General features: G+C 46.6%; 15 protein-coding genes and 1 tRNA gene. 11 read left to right on the forward strand and 5 right to left on the reverse strand.

The annotated features are described in order from the left end of the window. Positions 1 to 15 precede the first annotated feature (15 nt). Both HCJ96_RS08785 and rhlB read right to left on the reverse strand, forming a co-directional pair. Positions 16 to 1,527 (reverse strand): Ppx/GppA phosphatase family protein, encoded by a 1,512-nt coding sequence (locus tag HCJ96_RS08785; protein ID WP_169210665.1) that lies wholly within the window; start codon positions 1,525 to 1,527, stop codon positions 16 to 18. 3 nt (positions 1,528 to 1,530) lie between these two features. Continuing rightward, positions 1,531 to 2,817 (reverse strand): ATP-dependent RNA helicase RhlB, encoded by a 1,287-nt coding sequence (gene rhlB, locus HCJ96_RS08790; RefSeq protein ID WP_169210666.1) that lies wholly within the window; start codon positions 2,815 to 2,817, stop codon positions 1,531 to 1,533. Between the two features lie 100 nt (positions 2,818 to 2,917). Here rhlB and trxA point away from each other — a divergent pair, with 100 nt between their 5' ends. The 11 genes from trxA (at position 2,918) to HCJ96_RS08845 (ending at position 14,523) form a co-directional block, all read left to right on the forward strand. Further along, complete coding sequence (gene trxA, locus HCJ96_RS08795) at positions 2,918 to 3,244, forward strand: thioredoxin TrxA (RefSeq protein WP_169210667.1); 327 nt, start codon at positions 2,918 to 2,920, stop codon at positions 3,242 to 3,244. A 240-nt stretch (positions 3,245 to 3,484) separates the two neighbouring features. After that, positions 3,485 to 4,750 carry a transcription termination factor Rho gene (gene rho / locus HCJ96_RS08800; RefSeq protein ID WP_169210668.1) on the forward strand — a complete coding sequence of 422 codons (1,266 nt, stop codon included), beginning with the start codon at positions 3,485 to 3,487 and terminating at the stop codon, positions 4,748 to 4,750. 226 nt (positions 4,751 to 4,976) lie between these two features. After that, a complete protein-coding gene (locus tag HCJ96_RS08805) occupies positions 4,977 to 6,212 on the forward strand; it encodes an amidohydrolase (RefSeq protein ID WP_246261273.1) in 1,236 nt (411 codons plus the stop codon). 23 nt (positions 6,213 to 6,235) lie between these two features. Then, positions 6,236 to 9,031 (forward strand): ATP-binding protein, encoded by a 2,796-nt coding sequence (locus tag HCJ96_RS08810; RefSeq protein ID WP_169210670.1) that lies wholly within the window; start codon positions 6,236 to 6,238, stop codon positions 9,029 to 9,031. A gap of 216 nt (positions 9,032 to 9,247) precedes the next feature. After that, complete coding sequence (gene purE / locus HCJ96_RS08815; protein ID WP_169210671.1) at positions 9,248 to 9,736, forward strand: 5-(carboxyamino)imidazole ribonucleotide mutase; 489 nt, start codon at positions 9,248 to 9,250, stop codon at positions 9,734 to 9,736. Next, a complete protein-coding gene (locus HCJ96_RS08820; protein WP_169210672.1) occupies positions 9,736 to 10,884 on the forward strand; it encodes a 5-(carboxyamino)imidazole ribonucleotide synthase in 1,149 nt (382 codons plus the stop codon). The genes purE and HCJ96_RS08820 overlap by 1 nt, the downstream gene beginning before the upstream one ends. A gap of 69 nt (positions 10,885 to 10,953) precedes the next feature. Further along, positions 10,954 to 11,029 (forward strand) — tRNA-Thr (locus HCJ96_RS08825). Between the two features lie 227 nt (positions 11,030 to 11,256). Continuing rightward, positions 11,257 to 11,742, forward strand: coding sequence for a copper chaperone PCu(A)C (locus HCJ96_RS08830; RefSeq protein ID WP_169210673.1), 486 nt, complete (start codon positions 11,257 to 11,259; stop codon positions 11,740 to 11,742). 122 nt (positions 11,743 to 11,864) lie between these two features. Beyond that, entirely contained in the window at positions 11,865 to 12,338 is a 474-nt protein-coding gene (locus HCJ96_RS08835) for a Dps family protein (RefSeq protein ID WP_169210674.1), read from the forward strand. Positions 12,339 to 12,352: 14 nt separating this feature from the next. Next, a complete protein-coding gene (locus HCJ96_RS08840) occupies positions 12,353 to 13,465 on the forward strand; it encodes a PQQ-dependent sugar dehydrogenase (RefSeq protein ID WP_246261236.1) in 1,113 nt (370 codons plus the stop codon). Positions 13,466 to 13,716: 251 nt separating this feature from the next. Continuing rightward, complete coding sequence (locus HCJ96_RS08845; protein ID WP_169210675.1) at positions 13,717 to 14,523, forward strand: hypothetical protein; 807 nt, start codon at positions 13,717 to 13,719, stop codon at positions 14,521 to 14,523. A gap of 123 nt (positions 14,524 to 14,646) precedes the next feature. On the opposite strand, the gene HCJ96_RS08850 is transcribed toward HCJ96_RS08845, so the two are convergent. The 3 genes from HCJ96_RS08850 to HCJ96_RS08860 all read right to left on the reverse strand — a co-directional run bounded on the left by HCJ96_RS08850 (position 14,647) and on the right by HCJ96_RS08860 (position 18,153). Then, entirely contained in the window at positions 14,647 to 15,123 is a 477-nt protein-coding gene (locus HCJ96_RS08850) for a LabA-like NYN domain-containing protein (RefSeq protein WP_169210777.1), read from the reverse strand. Between the two features lie 11 nt (positions 15,124 to 15,134). Next, the gene (locus tag HCJ96_RS08855) at positions 15,135 to 15,983 is read right to left on the reverse strand and encodes an acyl-CoA thioester hydrolase/BAAT C-terminal domain-containing protein (RefSeq protein ID WP_169210676.1); all 849 of its coding nucleotides are present in this window, start codon (positions 15,981 to 15,983) and stop codon (positions 15,135 to 15,137) included. An 88-nt stretch (positions 15,984 to 16,071) separates the two neighbouring features. After that, on the reverse strand, positions 16,072 to 18,153 hold the full coding sequence (locus tag HCJ96_RS08860; RefSeq protein ID WP_246261238.1) for a S9 family peptidase: 2,082 nt from the start codon (positions 18,151 to 18,153) through the stop codon (positions 16,072 to 16,074). Positions 18,154 to 18,159 lie beyond the last annotated feature (6 nt).

Raw genomic sequence — 18,159 nt, forward strand, 5'->3', positions numbered from 1 at the left:
CCAGCGCGGACACAACTAAACGCAGTTAAGTGTCCAGCCTGCTTTATGCTGTAGCCAGCGTTCGTTAGCCAGTTCAGCTTTAATGAGCGGATGATGATTGAGCCAGTTTTCAGGAAAACACAAAGTCCACTCATCATCGTCCACCATCAGTTTTACTGTGGGGATATGCTTATTTTGGCGTCGCAAGCAAAGTACGACGGCAATACGTAGAATTCGAAGCATGCCCGTGAGCATGGGTTGAATTTCTGCATGGTAGCCTGCAAAAATATCTGCATTCACTGCCATCCGATGTGCTGAAACCAAATCTCTGACGGCCGCACGTTGCAGTCGCGTGTAGCCGGGCAGCTCAATATGACTGAGAATGTAGGCACCATGATGATGGTGTTTTTTATACTCAATGTGCAAGCCGGTTTCATGCAAAATAGCCGCAGCACCTAATACCGCTTCAGTATCAATATGACAGATACTCTGCTGTGCACATAGCTGCTGGCAAAGCTTAAGCGCCAAGGTTTTCACTAACTCAGCATGGTGCATATCAATATGGTAGCGAATGACGAGCTGATTCAGCGTTTGCTGACGCCGGTCATTTTCCTGCAAGTTATCCAACATACCGTAAATAAGGCCTTCGCGTAATGCGCCTCCAGCGATATTCATGGTTTTGATATGCAAGCGTTCAAACAATGTAATGAGGATGGCCAGGCCGCTGGGAAAGATGGCTTTTCGGTTTTCTTCTAACCCTTCAATATTAAGCGAGCTAACTGACGCACAATCTATGCACTGCTGGCGAAGGTGATGTAAATAAGTCAGTCTGATGGCATCACTGATTCCTTGCCTGACCAAGATTTCAACAATTGCCTGCGGGGTACCTGAAGCGCCAAGACAGTTTTGCCAGTCGAAACATAAAAAACTGTCAACCCACTTGTCTAATAGCTGGTTGGCCGCTGCCTGCGCCGCGTCAAATGCCTCTTGGGTAATATTCCCATCTTTGAAGTAACGCTCCATAAAGGTCACACAACCCATGTCGATACTGACACAATGTATTGGTTGCAAGTCGTTACCTAAAATGATCTCGGTGCTTGCTCCGCCTATGTCAACCACCAAGCTATTGCCCTGATTAGCGGATGTATAGGCAACGCCGAGGTAAATCTGACGGGCTTCTTCAAGGCCGCTGATCACATCCAGCCGCAAACCCAAAATTGCTTCAGCGCGTTTGACGAATTCGTGTGCATTGGTGGCCAGACGCAGCGTTGCTGTTGCTACGGCCTTGACGTTTGAGGCGGGGATGTCTTCCAGTCGCTCGGCAAAAGATTCCAGGCATTTCCAGCCTCTTTCCATGCTCTCCTGACTTAGCGCCATGTTTTCGTCAAGCCCTGCAGCCAGACGTACTTTTTGTTTTATTTTGCCAACAATTTGTACGCTACCATTGACCACGTGCACCACAACCATGTGAAAACTATTGGAGCCAAGGTCGATGGCGGCGTAGTGTTCACCGTTGACAATTGTGTCCTGAAAAATCTCTGCCTGCATAGATTATGACTGTCTGTTGGAAGTCCTTTTATTGTTCCTGCCACGACGAGAAGAGTTCCGATTGTTACTATTGCGCTTTCTATGACGAGGACGCGGCGCTTTCACGTCATCCAGTAACGCGGTGCGATCATAATCTGTGACCGGAATGGGGTGATGAATATAGGTTTCAATTGCCGGTAGATTGAGCGCATACTTTTCACAAGCAAAGCTGATGGCATGCCCACTTTTTCCTGCACGACCTGTGCGGCCAATGCGGTGAACATAATCTTCAGCATCGTCAGGCAAATCGTAATTGAACACGTGAGATACTTTGTCGATGTGTAAGCCGCGCGCGGCCACATCAGTTGCCACTAAGATGTCCAGATTATCTTTGGTGAAGTCATCCAGAATACCTAAGCGCTTTTTCTGCGGCACATCACCACTTAACAAGCCGACCCGGTGTCCGTCGGCTTCCAGCCAGTCGTTGATCTTTTCACAGGCATGCTTGGTATTGGCGAAGACGATGGCTTTTTCCGGCCACTCTTCTTCCAGCAAAGAAAGAAGTAACAACATTTTGTCGTCGTCAGACGGATAAAATAACTCCTCCTGAACGCGACTTGCTGTTCTTTGCTCCGGCGCAATTTGTACATGCGTGGGGTTGTTCATATGTTCGTAAGCCAATTCCTGGACGCGGTATGATAGCGTGGCAGAAAACAGCATGCTTAAACGCTCAGTTGCCGCTGGCATACGACGGAAAAGAAAGCGTATATCTTTAATAAAGCCTAAATCGAACATGCGATCGGCTTCATCCAAGACGGCTACCTGTATGTGTTTGAGTGTAAACACGCCCTGTTTATTGTAATCCAGGATACGCCCGGTGGTGCCGATAATGATATCAACACCTTCTTCTAAAACTTCCCGTTGACTTTGGTAGCCTTCGCCCCCATATATCAACCCAAGCGTTAGTCCAGTGTGTTCACTGAGCAGTTTCGCATCATTGTAGATTTGTACGGCAAGTTCCCGTGTGGGTGCCATAATGATAGCTCTGGGCGCATTTGCTGGCCAGTTAGCCGTTTCATTACGTTGCGAACTTTCCAATAAATAGTGGAAAGTGGCGACCAGAAATGCGATCGTCTTGCCGGTGCCGGTTTGAGCCTGACCTGCAATGTCCAGGCCCTCCAGTAATGGAGGTAGAGCCAGCGCCTGTATCGGCGTGCAATGAGTAAAGTTGGCAGCAGCAAGTGCTGAAACCACCTTATCATTGATAGGCAGGTCAGAAAAATGAGTTTCGGTTAGATGTGTAGTTTGCATAGCTTATAGCTTATCAGTGCTTGCATTAAATGACAGTTTCTATATAACACTTAGGGTAAAGCTGAGCAAATCAGCAGTAGACCAAATGACGGAGAAAAGAATGAGCGACAAAATTATCCAGTTAACTGACGATAAATTTGAGGCAGATGTAATCAATGCTAGCAGTCCTGTACTGGTTGACTTCTGGGCAGAATGGTGTGGCCCGTGTAAAATGATCGCACCTATTCTTGAAGAAATTGCGAACGACTTTGATGGCAAGTTAACAGTTGGTAAACTGAATGTCGATGAAAATAATGAAACGCCACCAAAATATGGTATTCGTGGTATCCCTACATTATTGCTTTTCAAAGACGGTAATGTAGCTGCTACCAAGGTTGGGGCGTTATCTAAAGCGCAATTAACAGAGTTCTTAAACGAAAATCTGTAAATTGACTTTCGAGCCAGCCATTTGAGCTGGCTCATCCCCCATACCAAATACCTGGCAGTATTTGAATATAAAATTGTGTTTTTTATGCAAAAACACTGGACGCATCAAAATTATGGTGCTAACTTTCATTTAGCTCATACCTGAGCAGCGTTCTGCATGCCCATATCCGGGCGGTATAAACATTTCAAATTAATCTAGTGACATTTAGTCCTGTATGCGAAGTCCAAAAGACCCACCAGTATGAATTTAACTGAACTCAAGAATAAACCCATAAGCGAATTGGTTTCCCTGGCCGAAGAAATGGGCCTGGAAAATATGGCACGTGCCAGAAAGCAAGATATCATTTTTTCAATTTTGAAAAATCACGCCAAGGGTGGCGAAGATATTTTTGGTGATGGCGTATTAGAAATTCTGCAAGATGGATTCGGCTTTTTACGTTCCGCCGACTCTTCTTATCTTGCCGGACCTGATGACATTTACGTCTCACCAAGCCAGATTCGACGATTTAACCTTCGCACAGGCGACACTATAGCCGGCAAAATCCGGCCACCTAAAGACAGTGAACGCTATTTTGCCCTCCTTAAGATTCGCGAAGTCAACTTCGATAAACCTGAAAATTCCCGCACTAAAATTCTTTTCGAAAACCTGACCCCGCTACATGCTGCGTCGCGTATGCGGATGGAGCGAGGCAATGGGTCTACTGAAGATATTACCGCGCGTGTGCTTGACTTGGCGTCGCCCATTGGTAAAGGTCAGCGTGGCTTGATTGTTGCCCCCCCTAAAGCGGGTAAAACCTTATTGCTACAGAACATTGCCCAGTCAATTGCGGCGAATCAACCAGATTGTGAACTAATGGTGTTACTGATTGATGAGCGTCCTGAAGAAGTGACTGAAATGCAACGTCTGGTGCAAGGTGAAGTGGTTGCCTCAACTTTTGATGAACCCGCCAGCCGTCACGTGCAAGTTGCTGAAATGGTAATTGAGAAAGCCAAACGCCTGGTTGAGCATAAAAAAGACGTGGTCATTCTACTTGACTCAATTACCCGTCTGGCGCGTGCGTACAATACGGTTATCCCATCATCGGGTAAAGTATTAACCGGTGGTGTGGATGCCAACGCGTTACACAAGCCTAAACGTTTCTTTGGTGCTGCGCGTAACGTAGAAGAAGGCGGCAGTCTGACAATTATTGCAACTGCGTTAATTGATACCGGCTCTAAAATGGATGAAGTTATCTATGAAGAGTTTAAAGGTACCGGTAACATGGAACTTCATCTAAACCGCAAGATTGCGGAGAAACGTGTTTTCCCTGCGATTGACTTTAACCGTTCAGGTACGCGACGTGAAGAGTTGCTGACCAGTCAGGAAGAATTGCAGAAAATGTGGATCTTACGTAAAATTGTCCACGAAATGTCGGAAATTGATGCCATGGAATTCTTGATCAACAAGCTCTCCATGACCAAAACCAATGATGAATTTTTTGACGCTATGAAGCGCCAAAAAGGCTAATTGTTTACACTGAAAGCGCAGGTCTATCCTGCGCTTTTTTTGTCTCTCTTCTTCTCTTTTCTATTTCCCTAAATACCTCTGTTTCAGCGAGTTAGTTCGCTACCGCTTACTTTCCATTAACCCGGATTTACGCTACTGTTTACACTCAGCTAATTACTTAGAACAGGAAATTACTATGTTGCGTGCGCTGCTTAGCTCTTCAATACTTTTCTTTTCATCTGCTGTTATGGCTGATGACCACGTGGCTTCACTGGTCGATGCTGTAGAGCCCGAGGTGATTAAGTGGCGTCATCATTTTCACGAGTTTCCTGAACTTTCAAATCGAGAATACGAAACAGCTGATTATATTGCCAAGTACCTACGTAGCCTTAACCTGGATGTAACCACCGGGGTGGCGAAGACCGGAGTGGTGGCGATTTTAGATAGTGGCAAGCCCGGTCCTGTGGTTGCACTGCGCGCCGATATGGATGCACTGCCGGTGAAAGAGGAGAACGATTTACCCTTTAAGTCGGTGCAAACGGGTGAATACAAAGGTGAAACGGTACCGGTAATGCATGCGTGTGGTCATGATACCCACATGGCCATGTTAATGGGTGCGGCAAAAGTGCTGGTGCAAATGAAAGATCAATTACGGGGCAAAGTAAAATTCATATTTCAGCCTGCTGAAGAAGGCGCGCCTCCGGGTGAAAAAGGCGGTGCTGAGGTAATGGTGGCCGAAGGCGTACTTAAGAACCCCGATGTCGATGTGATTTTTGGATTGCACATCAGTGCCAATAGAGATGTTGACACTGTCATGTACAACTCGGGTGGCGTAATGGCTGCAGTTGACCCCTTTAAGATTGTTATTAAAGGCAAGCAGGCCCATGGTGCCTATCCATGGAAAAGTGTTGATCCTATCGTCACGGCCGCACAAATGGTGATGTCATTGCAAACCATTGTCAGTCGTGAAGTGAAAGTGATTGATAACGCAGCGGTAGTTACTGTAGGTTCAATCCACGGTGGTAATCGTTCAAACATTATTCCAGCCGAAGTTGAGCTAATCGGAACTATCCGTACGCTGAACAAAAAAGCCCGAGACTTGATGTATGAAGCCATGCCCAGAAAGGTAAAAGGGATTGCCGAAAGTATGGGCGCTGAAGCAGAACTGACGTTGCCTTTAGACTATAGTTATCCTATTACCTATAATGATCCGGAGTTAATGGCGAAAATGCTGCCAACGATTCAGTCGACAGCAGGAAAAGAAAATGCTATTCAGGACAAACCAGTAACAGGAGCGGAAGACTTTTCGTTTTTCCAGGAGAAAGTACCTGGCTTGTATCTGTGGGTAGGTGGTAAACCTAAAGATGTCCCAGAAAATGAATCACCAGCGCATCATACGCCCGAGTTTTATGTTGAAGACAGCGGAATGAAACTGGGCGTTAAACTGTTAACCAACCTCACGCTTGATTATATGCACCAATAAAAGGCCAGTAAGGGAGTAAGGCTTTGAGAAATGCGAAAAATGTAGTGATGTACCTGCTGCTCACGGTAGCAGGTGCTGCCGCAAATACCCTTGCTCCCGCTATTATTTCAGATGGTATTTTTGCCTATGGAGTGGCTGCGTCCATCTTTATCGCATTGCGCTATCGTCCAGTTTTAGCTATTCCTGCAGCCTTTGTTATCGCGTTTCCTTTAACCTTGCACCACCCATTATTGGCGGTAGCAGTACTGGTTGCTCAACCTCTTATCCTGAGTTTGTTCTGTTATCCCAAAAGAATTCTAAAACCGTTAATCTATGCTGGCTTTTTTTGGAGTCTGGTAGCCCTGCCTATCATAGGCCTGGCCTTCATGGGCGAACAAATTGAAACCACATCAGAGCTTATCACCGCCAGTATTATCAGTTGGCTGGGGGGAGTGGTAGGTCTGCTTATTGGACATATCAGTTATTGTATCGCTAACCGAGAAAGAATCGCTGCCTCGTCTGAACTAGTGCCTGCCAGAGGCATGCTGAGTTACATTTTTGCCAGTCTGTTATTTTTAATTATATTAGTGATTTTTATTGGTTATCTGCATATTTTCCAGAAGCAGCAAAAAATGCAGATCGACAAGTATATCGGTGAGCGCACTGGAATAATTGCTGAACAAGTTGAAGTATTTTTAGAACGCAATCAAAGTGCGGTTAATCTCACCGCAAACCTGCTCGCCGCCGGTTTGTCCAACAACAGTGCAACCAATGAAGCCATCACCCAGTATTTACAGTCTTTAGCAGTCAACCAGCCACATTTTTTAACCTTCCTGGTCGCCAACGAACAGGGTGAAATTACCAACTCTTACCCGCCGGATTTAAAAATAAAAGCCGAAGAACTGGGCTATAACAGTGTTGCTGCGCGGCCTTATTTCAGCCAGGTACAAGCGACGGAGAAGCCGTATCTTTCCAACGCGTTCCAGGGGAAAGGTTTCGGCAATGATCTTATTGTTGCCATCTCATCTCCGATTATGGTGGAGAAGCAATTGGCTGGTATTGTGGAGGGCTCGCTCTCATTGAGTAGCTTTGCCCAATTTGATAAGCAACAAATTCCCGGCTTTGCAGTAATCATCGAAGATGCTGCACAAAATGTGGTTTACGCCAGTGAGCGCTTAGCTTTAACGCCATTGATGCCGGTGGAATACGAAGCGTGCCTTAACGAGCGTTGCGCGCATGGTGTCAGGCTAAAAGAGAATGACTGGTTAGGTTCACGTCGCGGCGTCAGCCAGACCAACTGGCATGTTAGATTACTGTATGATTTTTCCCGCTTTACTGACACTTTTAACACCTGGCTGTTATTAGCATTAGGTGTGCTGCTGTGTCTGGCGTTACTGAGTGTGCTGGTAGGTCATATCCTTGCTACCGTATTTACTGCACCTATGAACAATTTGGTGCGTTACTTTGAATCATTTGCGCCTGACAGTCAGTCAGTAGGCGTGCTTCCTCAACGCAAACGATTTTATGTGGTCGAGATCAACCAGCTCAATGAAGCTTTCTCTAATTTACAGGAACGTCTCATCAATGCGTTTAAAGATCTCGCTCAGTCGCGGCTAGAGCAGAAGGTCTTAAACAAACAGCTGAGAGCGTTGAACATCTCGCTGGAAGAAAAAGTCGAAGAAAAAACCCAGTCGTTGAAGGAAGCACTCGACAAGGCCAAATCAGCGAATGAATCAAAAAGCCAGTTCCTGGCCAATATGTCTCATGAAATTAGAACGCCAATGAATGGAATTTTGGGCAGTTGCGAAAATTTACTGGAAATGCCGCTGCCTGATGGCGTATCTAAAAAAATCGAAGTCATCCACTATTCCGCCAGTCATTTACTGTCAATTTTAAATAGCATTTTAGATTGGTCAAAAATTGAAGCGGGCAAAATGACTCTGGATGAACATTCGTTTTCTATGAGAACCTTGGTCGATAGTGTGTTGTTTCTTAATTCACAGGCGGCACAGAGAAAAAATGTGTTACTTCGCTGTACAGTGAACGAGTCGGTTCCGGAACATTTATTGGGCGATGGCGGAAAACTGAATCAAATCATCAATAATTTGCTGAGTAACGCGATTAAATTCACGCAAAGCGGCACGGTCAGCATCAATGTCTCATTTAGCGACGATCAACTACAGATCAGTATTGCTGACTCAGGTATTGGGATGAGCAAAGAGCAACTTGCACGAATATTCGACCAGTTTGAACAAGCCGATTCGTCTACTACCCGTGTCTACGGTGGCACCGGGCTAGGCCTTTCAATTACCAGCAAGCTGATAGAGTTGATGGGAGGAACCATTCAGGTAACCAGCAAATTACGCCAGGGAACCACCTTTACGGTTTCTATCCCGTTTTCTCAGGACGTGAATCTGGCCAATGCGAACGTCCCTGTTTTGCCGCATCTTCCACAAAAGCTTAACGTCCTGTTGGTCGAAGATAATCACATTAATGCTGAAATCGTTGCAGATATAATTAAGTCACAGAAATGGGTGCTGTTATGGGCTAAAGACGGCCAGCAGGCACTTGATGTGTTGTCTAAGCATCATTTCGATTTAATCCTGATGGACTGTCAAATGCCGGTGATGGATGGCCTGGAAGCCTCCCGCCAAATTCGAGCACGCACAGATGATAAAGCATTAATTCCAATCATAGCGCTAACAGCGAATGCGTTTGAAGAAGATAAGCAGGCATGCCATGAGGCAGGCATGGATGCACATCTGGCCAAGCCGTTTAAAAAGGAGCAGCTACTCAACGTAATTGCCACGACGTTGAAGCGCACTACATCAATTAGCTGATGCCAGTTAGCAGCACCAATTCATCCTGCCGTCATCGGTATATTATTCTACGCTTACGATTTTAACTCAATCGCGTTAAAGTCCTTCTTTGACTATGGGCAAAACCAGCCGTTTGAGTTAAAATTGTGCGCTTTTCCACACACCTTAATCTTCGTTCTTCACGCATACAGTGTTTGTGCAGTTCGAAGCTAAAACTACAGTTATCAGGAGCTGTTGATGGCAAAAGTCGCAATTGTTATGGGCTCGACCTCTGATTGGCCTACCATGCAGCAGGCGGCAAAAATGCTGCGGTCGTTCGGTGTTGAATTTGAAGCGAAAGTGGTATCAGCCCATCGAACCCCCAACTTGCTGGTCGAATTTGCTGAAGGCGCTGCTGAGCAAGGGTTCAGTGTCATCATCGCCGGAGCTGGTGGCGCCGCTCACCTGCCAGGCATGATTGCCGCACATACACATCTACCGGTATTCGGTTGTCCGGTTCAGTCAAAAGCCCTTAGTGGTTTAGACTCCTTGTTGTCTATAGTACAAATGCCCAAAGGTGTTGCCGTAGGAACATTGGCTATTGGTGAGGCAGGCGCAGCTAATGCAGGCTTACTGGCCGCGCAAGTTGTAGCGCTACAAAAGCCTCAAGTGGCTGAGGCGATTAAACATTTCCGTAAAAAACAAACCGAAAAGGTTCTTGAAAATAGTAAGCTGGAGCTCGACTGATGCAGGTGCTGGTTTATGGTGCCGGGCAGCTGGCGCAAATGATGTATCTTGAAGGTTGCCCCATGGGCATTGAAGTACAGGCTGTCGATGTTAAAAATGAACAGGTTGTACACCCCGTTACCAAACAGCCAATGAACATTTCACTGGGTCAGGCGATTGCCAATGCGGATGCGCTGACGGTAGAGTTTGAACATGTGCCAGAACATTTGCTGGAACAAGCTTCGCGTTCAGGTAAATTATATCCATCCATTGATGCAGTATTGATTGGCGCTGACAGAGTGCGCGAGAAACGTCTGTTAACCCGTGTAGGGGTAGCAAACTGCCCTCATCGGGTGGTTACCCAGATAGATCAGCTGGACAGCTGCATTGAAGAGTTAGGCGAGCGATTAATACTTAAAGCTAGCCGCGATGGTTATGATGGCTATGGCCAGTGGCGACTAACTCAATCTTCAGAGCTTTCCGCGCTCAAGACCACTTTACAGGGGCTGGACTTAGAGTCAGTGCCTCTAGTCGTCGAGAAAATGCTCGACTTTGACCGTGAGGTGTCAATTATCGGCGTGAGAGACAAGCAGGGCCAAATCCGTGTTTATCCGTTGGCCGAAAACCTTCACCATAAAGGTCAGTTGCATGTCTCAGTGGCACCCGCTCTGAATATTACCGATGCGCTGCAGAAACAGGCTGAAACCATCTTTACCATACTGGCGGAAGGAATGGGTTATATTGGCGTGCTGGCGGTTGAATTATTTCAGTGCGGGGAACAGTTACTGGTGAACGAAATTGCACCACGTGTTCACAATTCAGGGCATTGGACTTTAAGCGGCAGCGATGTCAGCCAGTTTAATAATCACTTGCGCGCTGTCACCGGGTTGCCGCTTGGCCAGAGTGACTCATTGAAAGTCAGTGCGATGGTCAATATTATCGGATGTAGTGCGTTTTCAAGTGACTTGCTCAGTATTCCGGGTTGTCATCTTTATTGGTATGGCAAAACGGTGCGTGAGAAACGAAAAATGGGACACATCAATGTTACCGCAGACAACTTCGCTGAGTTAGGCGACAAGCTGCGTGCGCTAAGTGAGTACTTACCTCTTGAGCACTTCCCTAAGCTTGAAGATGAGGCTAAACGCTTAAAATCGCTTAGTCCTGCTTGACAACTGAAGCGCGGACGCTAAAATACGCGTCCGCTTCAGGGGCTTCTTCTCTGATGTGGCGTTAAGTGTGCCGACTTAGCTCAGTTGGTAGAGCAACTGACTTGTAATCAGTAGGTCGCCAGTTCGATTCCGGCAGTCGGCACCATTTAACTTTTTAACTTTTTAACTTTGTAACTTGTTAGCCCCTTAGTATATCCAACAACTTACTTTCCATGTTCCCACAGCGTTAATCATAGCAGTAAGTGACTGTATTTTTACGATAATATAAAAATAATTAACGACGTTATCAATCAGTTCAGCGCAATTGCAGTATCAATTTCACTATGACTTTGCTAACGTAACTGCTTAATTTACTTTAATACATTACGCGATATGAAGACGATTTCTCGATTAATCTGTACTCTGATTTTCAGTTTGTTCAGCTTTTCGGCCTGGTCCTCTGCTAACATTGAAGTCAGCGATGCCTACGCCCGCGCGACCTTTGCGATGGCGACAACAGGGGCGGTTTATATGACCCTGCACAATCATTCAGAAGGTGAGCGAACGCTTAAAACGGTTAAAGTGAGTGAGTCACTCGCTGATGAAGCGCAAATCCATACTACGCAGATGGTTGCTGACATGGCAAAAATGCGTGAAGTAAAAGAAGGCGTCAAATTGCCGTTACATCAATCGGTTGAGTTCGTTCCCGGTGGACATCACATCATGTTGTTGGGCCTGAAGAAGCCGCTCATCGAAGGTGAAACGATTTCACTGACACTGATTTTTGATGACAATTCCAGCCTAAACGTTGAAGCCATGATCCGCAATGAGAGTGGCGAAACCTCCACTAACGGGCATCACGACCATTCGCACCATTAAGAAGCAATACTGCCCTAATTGCTCATTGTACTAATCCAAAATGAGCTTATTTGTCTATTAAACGTGAATCGTTCAGGGTCTTTGCACCCTGACTTTAATCTGATTAACAAGGAGCAAAATGCATGAGTAATATTGATATTGGGATTTCCGAGGGTGACCGTAATCAAGTCGCTGATGGGTTAAGCCGCTTGTTAGCTGATTCATATACTCTTTACCTGCAAACGCACAATTTCCATTGGAATGTGGTCGGGCCTAAATTTCGTGATTTACATATGATGTTTGAAGAACATTATACCGAGCTGGCCGTTGCAGTTGACGATATTGCAGAACGGATTCGCACACTTGATGTACCAGCGCCTGGCACTTACAAAGCATTTGCCGAACTCAGTTCCATTGAGGAAGTCGAGGGGGTACCCGAGGCGACCGAAATGGTGATACTGCTCACTCATGGTCACGAGCAGGTGGTAAAAACGTGTCGGAAAGTACTGAAAATGGCCCAGGAAGCTGATGACGAATCAACCGTGGCGCTAGTTTCCGACCGCATGCGTGTGCATGAAAAAACGGCCTGGATGTTACGCGCGTTAACCCAGAAATAAACATAGGAACTATTTTGAAGACATCACTCTTGCTCAACCGACTGGCCGCCGCTAGCGTGGTTGCCACATCTTTATGTGCTACTACGGCACATTCGGAAGATCTGCAGGTAAAAGAATTAGCGACTGGATTAAATCACCCGTGGGGCATGACTTTTTTACCTGACAACCGGTTGGTCATTACCGAACGCGGTGGCGCAATACAGATTTATGACGCAGAAAACGGATTAAGTGGCGATTTGGAGGGGGTGCCGAAAGCTGCCACCAATAATCAGGGCGGGATGTTAGATATACTTGCCGATCCTGATTTTGCATCTAACCAGACATTGTATTTCTGTTACAGCAAACCAGGTGAGGGCGGCAGTAGTTCTGCGGTCATGAAAGCCAGATTAGACGGTGGAAAACTGGTCGGCGGTGAAGATATTTTTATTGCTAACCCACTGGTTGATAATGGCTTTCATTTTGGCTGTCGACTAGGTTTTGATGCCGAAAAGAACTTGTACATCACGTTAGGTGATCGCTACAAATACATGAAAGAGGCGCAGAACACCGATAACCACCATGGCAAAATTGTGCGCATACGACCTGATGGCAGCATACCAGACGATAACCCCTTTAAAGACGGTCAGGCACCTGAAGTGTTCAGTTATGGGCATCGCAATGTTCAGGGGTTGACGGTTCACCCCGAGAGCGGCGAGGTCTGGGCAATGGAACACGGTCCTAAGGGGGGCGATGAGGTGAACAAGCTTGCCGCAGGCAATAACTACGGCTGGCCTGTGATCACCTATGGTGTCGATTACAGCGGTGAAATCATTTCGGATAAAACCAGGCAGGAAGGCATGGAGCAGCCCGTTATCTATTGGGACCCGTCGATAGCGCCCAGTGGAATGACTTTCTATTATGGTGATAAGTTTAAGGCGTGGGAAGGCGACCTGTTGGTTGGCGCGTTAAAATTCACCCATCTGCGTCGAATCGAGATGGACGGCGACACGCCGGGCAAACAGCATGAATACCTGCGTGAACGCAATCAACGTATTCGTGATGTCGAAGTTGGGCCTGACGGCTTAATTTATCTGCTGACCGATGAAGCGAATGGCAAGTTGCTGCAATTGTCGCCAGCACAACAGTAATAGGCATTTGGTTCACTTTCGCATAGTGGAAGTGAGCCAACCTTTCTACCAATTATCTAGCAGGACAAAACACTTTCGCCCAGCCTGTTTGCTATTTTCCTAGTCAATTATCTACCCTACAATCAGCGTGTTGGACGTGAGTGCCAATCCACAGTGAAAACATCATTGATAAGATGTAATCTGCTTTTCTACACGCTGGTCTATACTTCGGATTAAGGAAAAAAGGAACAGAGAACAGGAACAGCAAGGATATGTTGAAAGGATTGCTGGCATTAGGCCTTTTACTTCTTCACACTGCAGTTTTCGCGAATGATAAAGATGTGGTCGTCAGTGTAGTGGAACACCCGCTCAGCGCCAGATACAAACCTCTTATTACAGAATCTTATCAAGCGGTAGGTCTTAACGTCAGGTTTGTCACTATGCCTCTTTCGCGGCGTCTTATTGCATTAGATGAAGGTGGCACAGATGCCGATCTGGTTGGCAGGGACAAGCTTTCCAACCATTACAATAATGTTTTGCGTGTAGGGCCTAAGCTGGCAACGATCACGATAAAGCTTATATGCAGTGACAAGCTGCGCTGTGGTAAGGGCGATACACAGCACTTTTCTCAGCGTATTTTCATGGATAAAGCGACCCGTGTTGCCCTTAGACAGGAATTTAAAATTCGCTTCAATAACGTTAACGACAATATTGAGTCACCACAAATGCTGGTCGAACTGTTCGAGAAAGATCGGATTGATTATTTTATATTTGTTGACGATGAGTCCGCGCAATCACTAAAGCTGAACAGAAAACATAAGTCGGTGTTTCTGGGAGAGTTGGATTTATATCATCACGTAAATAAGAAGATGCAACCTATTGCTAAAAAGTTAGCTGAGGCCATGCTCTCAGCGTCTCAAAAACGTAAGGCAAAGGCCAGAGTCGTCGATGACAAGCGGCACTTCCATCACTCAACACCCGGGGTACGGAAAATGCTCTGTATCGCTCCGGTTAGCGCAGCGCATTGTAGCGGCAACGCTGGTTTATCTGCACTTATTGAGCCCACTTACTATCTTTAGATCACGTACGCTATTTTACCATCGAGGTCGCATAAAAATTATCTTAAGCTGACGCTACGATGGTGAAGGAGCCAGTTGATAGTCAGGTCGATAGGCGAAGCTGCCTGCCACTTGCAATCTTATTTAACCAAGTAAGAGTTGATGCTCTATCGCAATATAATTTGTAGCGACCTGCATTAGGCTGGTAGCCGTGAGTGCGGGTACTCCATACACTACAACCTGTTTGCCTTTTTGTGTTTTAAGTCGCTCAACTAATATGTCGAAATCGCCATCGCCTGAAACGAGTATGAGTGTGTCGGCATCGTCAGCATAATCCATCATGTCGAGGGTAATGCCTACATCCCAGTCACCTTTGGCGCTGCCATCAGCGCGTTGGATAAATGGCTTTAACTTCACTTCAAAGCCAATTGCCCGCAAGATATTCTGAAATTCCTGCTGCTTTTTATCACCACGATCGACAGCATATGCGATGGCCTGAGTTACCTGTTTACCAGCGGTGACGGTTTGCCAGAATTTATTGTAATCGAAATTCTTTTTATAGGCCTGCCGAGTGGTGTAGTAGACGTTTTGCACGTCCACAAAGATTGCTATTTTTTCCATAAGGGATTCGTTCATTGTATGTCTGAAATACTGTCCGCAAAAAGTTGATGCATGGGGGTGCTGCGGTCTAAAAATTTTAAATCAAGCAAATGATCCCGTCCTGCAAACGTGTGGTGTTCACATTGCCCATTGTTGGCGCTGTTCATCGAGTTGCACACATCGTCTGCCATTTGCGAAGAGGGCCAGATCTCATCATTCCCGCCGGTCAACAGTATCACCTTACCTGTAATTTTCTGTACATCGATAGATGCTTTGCCGTTGTCGGTGCGATTCTGCAATGACTGCGTGTACAAATCGAGTAAACCACTTACCGGACCAGAGGGGCGAAAAGAAACGTGAACGAGCGGTTTTCCCTGATATGTCCAACTTGATGAGGGAATCTTTGACCAGTCTGTTAGAATTCCAGCCCAAACTACTGAGCTGGGCGCAACGGCGACCACCCGTTTGATGTGTGAGTCACGGGACGCCATCAGCAAGGCCAGTTCTGCTCCCTTTGACCAACCAACGATTACCAGACCTGACCGTTCAACCTTGGAATTATCCATCAGCCAGGCTTTTGCCTTATCAACGTATTCCAGAGGAATTTCATTCAGTTCAGCTGGCAGCCCCTCGTGGTTGAAATAGGCCAGTGCCAGCGTAGCATGACCCAGATCAGCGACCGCTCTTGCTAATTTTAATGGAATACTACCTTCTGAACCGCCTAATACCAGCACGGCTAAGGTACTTTGTGTGCTGCGAGCTGGATAAAACTCAGCTGCAATACCATTTTCAGCCATAGTTAGTTTTTGCGGGTTTGCCAGACTTGGGCTTGAAATTAAAAACGTGAACACGCTGAGAAGCAAAATAAGGCGGCTTAGCATAGAAGAGTTCCTTTCAATTAATGGACGTTGACACACAGAGTGGAGTTATAATGCGGAAAGCAAAACGCGCCCCACGGGCGCGCTATATTTATTGTGCGGTGGCGGCTTCATTCTGAGAAGTATCGTGGTTTACCTGATAGCGCTCAAACCAGGCCAGGATGTTCCCCACCTTTTGGATCAGACGCGACGGTTTACCCGCGATGCCATGCGGCGCTCCTGGAATTCTCACCATGGCAGCATCCACGCCTTTTAATCGTAAGGCCTGGTAATACTGTTCTGATTCACTGATAGGCGTTCGATAATCAGACTCGCCAGTTAACAACAGGGTAGGCGTGCTGACATTCCCCACCAGCGATAATGGTGATCGCTTCCACAACTGGTCGGCAATATTCCACGGCATATCAGGCATCCAATATTGACTGAAAAACGGATAGGCATCGGCGGTTAATGCAAAACTCATCCAGTTGATCACCGGCTTGGCAACGACGGCCGCTTTAAAACGATCGGTTTTACCGATTGACCAGGCGGTGAGTACACCACCACCGGAGCCGCCGGTGATAAACAGGTTATTTGCATCAACATTACCTTTGGCTATAGCCGCATCCACCACATCCATCAGATCGTTGTAATCCTGTGAGGGATAATTGTGATGGATCAGGTTACCGAAATCTTCTCCATAGGAACTGCTGCCACGTGGATTTGACCACACAACCATGTACCCTTTAGAGGCCATCAACTGAACTTCCATTGAGAAGTGTGGACCGTAAGCCGCGTGTGGGCCGCCATGAATCTCTAAAATTAACGGGTACGTTTTATTACTGTCAAAATTGGGTGGGTAAGCAACCCAGGCATCGATTTTACGTTCGTCCACCGATGAGGTGACTTCTAACGCCTTTACTTCGGCCAGAGTTAGGTGGCCTAAGGCATCGCTGTTTAAATCAGTTAGCAATAACTGTTTGTTATTGCCTGACCTGACCAAGGCTAAATCGGCGGGCTTATTCATGTTCGCCTTCGTAAAAGCGATGTCACCATTTTTATTAATAGCAAAATCACCCGATGTATATGGGCGGCCCATCGACTGACCGCCTAAGGTGACCGCCAACTTTTCGATATTGCCAGCCAGATCGGTGGAGGCAAGTTTATGCTCACCCTGATCGAGATAGGAAAATACCAGGCTTTCGCTATTCTGCTTCCAATAAAAGCCCTGAATTGAGCGGTCTAACGCAGAAGTAATGCGTGTAGCCTCTCCCGACGCTAAATCCATCACCATCAGATCGGCATTCTGATAGGAAAGCTTCCTATCATTAAGTTGCATAAAGGCCAGCTTGTCGCCGTTGGGACTGAGTTTGGGTGAAAATTCAGGACCATCCATAGAGGTAACCTGGCGTACCTCACGGGTTTTAATGTTCACACTGTACAAGTCGGATGACAACGGCTGCAATGCAAAATCTTCACTGCGATTTGCAGAAAAGAAAATTGATTTATTATCGGCGGCAAACGCCAGTACACCTGAATGCGGAAACGCGCCGGTGGTTAATTGTCTGGGCGTGCCCCCTGATACGGGTAATATATAAAGTTGGTTATAGCCGGTAGGTAAATAGCCTGCACCGTCTGAACGGTAATTGGTGCGCTCGATATATTTCGCGCTTTCTGACCACTTAGCGCCCTTGGGTTTGGCTGGCATGTCGGTAAATAAAGGCTTTTCCTGCGTAGCCGTGAACATGCTGAAGGCCAAAGTTTTACCATCATGAGACCAGGTTATATTGGACGGTCTGTGAGGCAGCGATGAAATTTTTACCTGTTCACCGCTATCAAAATAATGGATGTGAATTTGTGAGCCTGCCACATAGGCCAGCATGGTACCATCGGGAGAAAGGGTTGTCTGGCCGATACTTTCATCCTGCGCGATAAGAGGACGATGCTTTTTGCCGTCTAGCGACACCTGCCACAATGCGGTGTGCGTTCTGTCTTTCATGATATCCATGGAGCGTCGTTCGTAGATAACGTTTTTACCATCATGGGTGAACAACAATGAGCCCGGATATTCAAGATTGAAGGTGTCCGCATATTGCAGTGTAGTAGGAAGCGCATCAGCGCGCACCGGTGTCGCGCCAAGATCACTCAATGTGGCTGCTGCTAATATCAGCGTGGCATAGCAAGAATATCGCATATTTGA

This window comes from Alteromonas ponticola, assembly GCF_012911815.1.
GTDB lineage: Bacteria > Pseudomonadota > Gammaproteobacteria > Enterobacterales > Alteromonadaceae > Alteromonas > Alteromonas ponticola.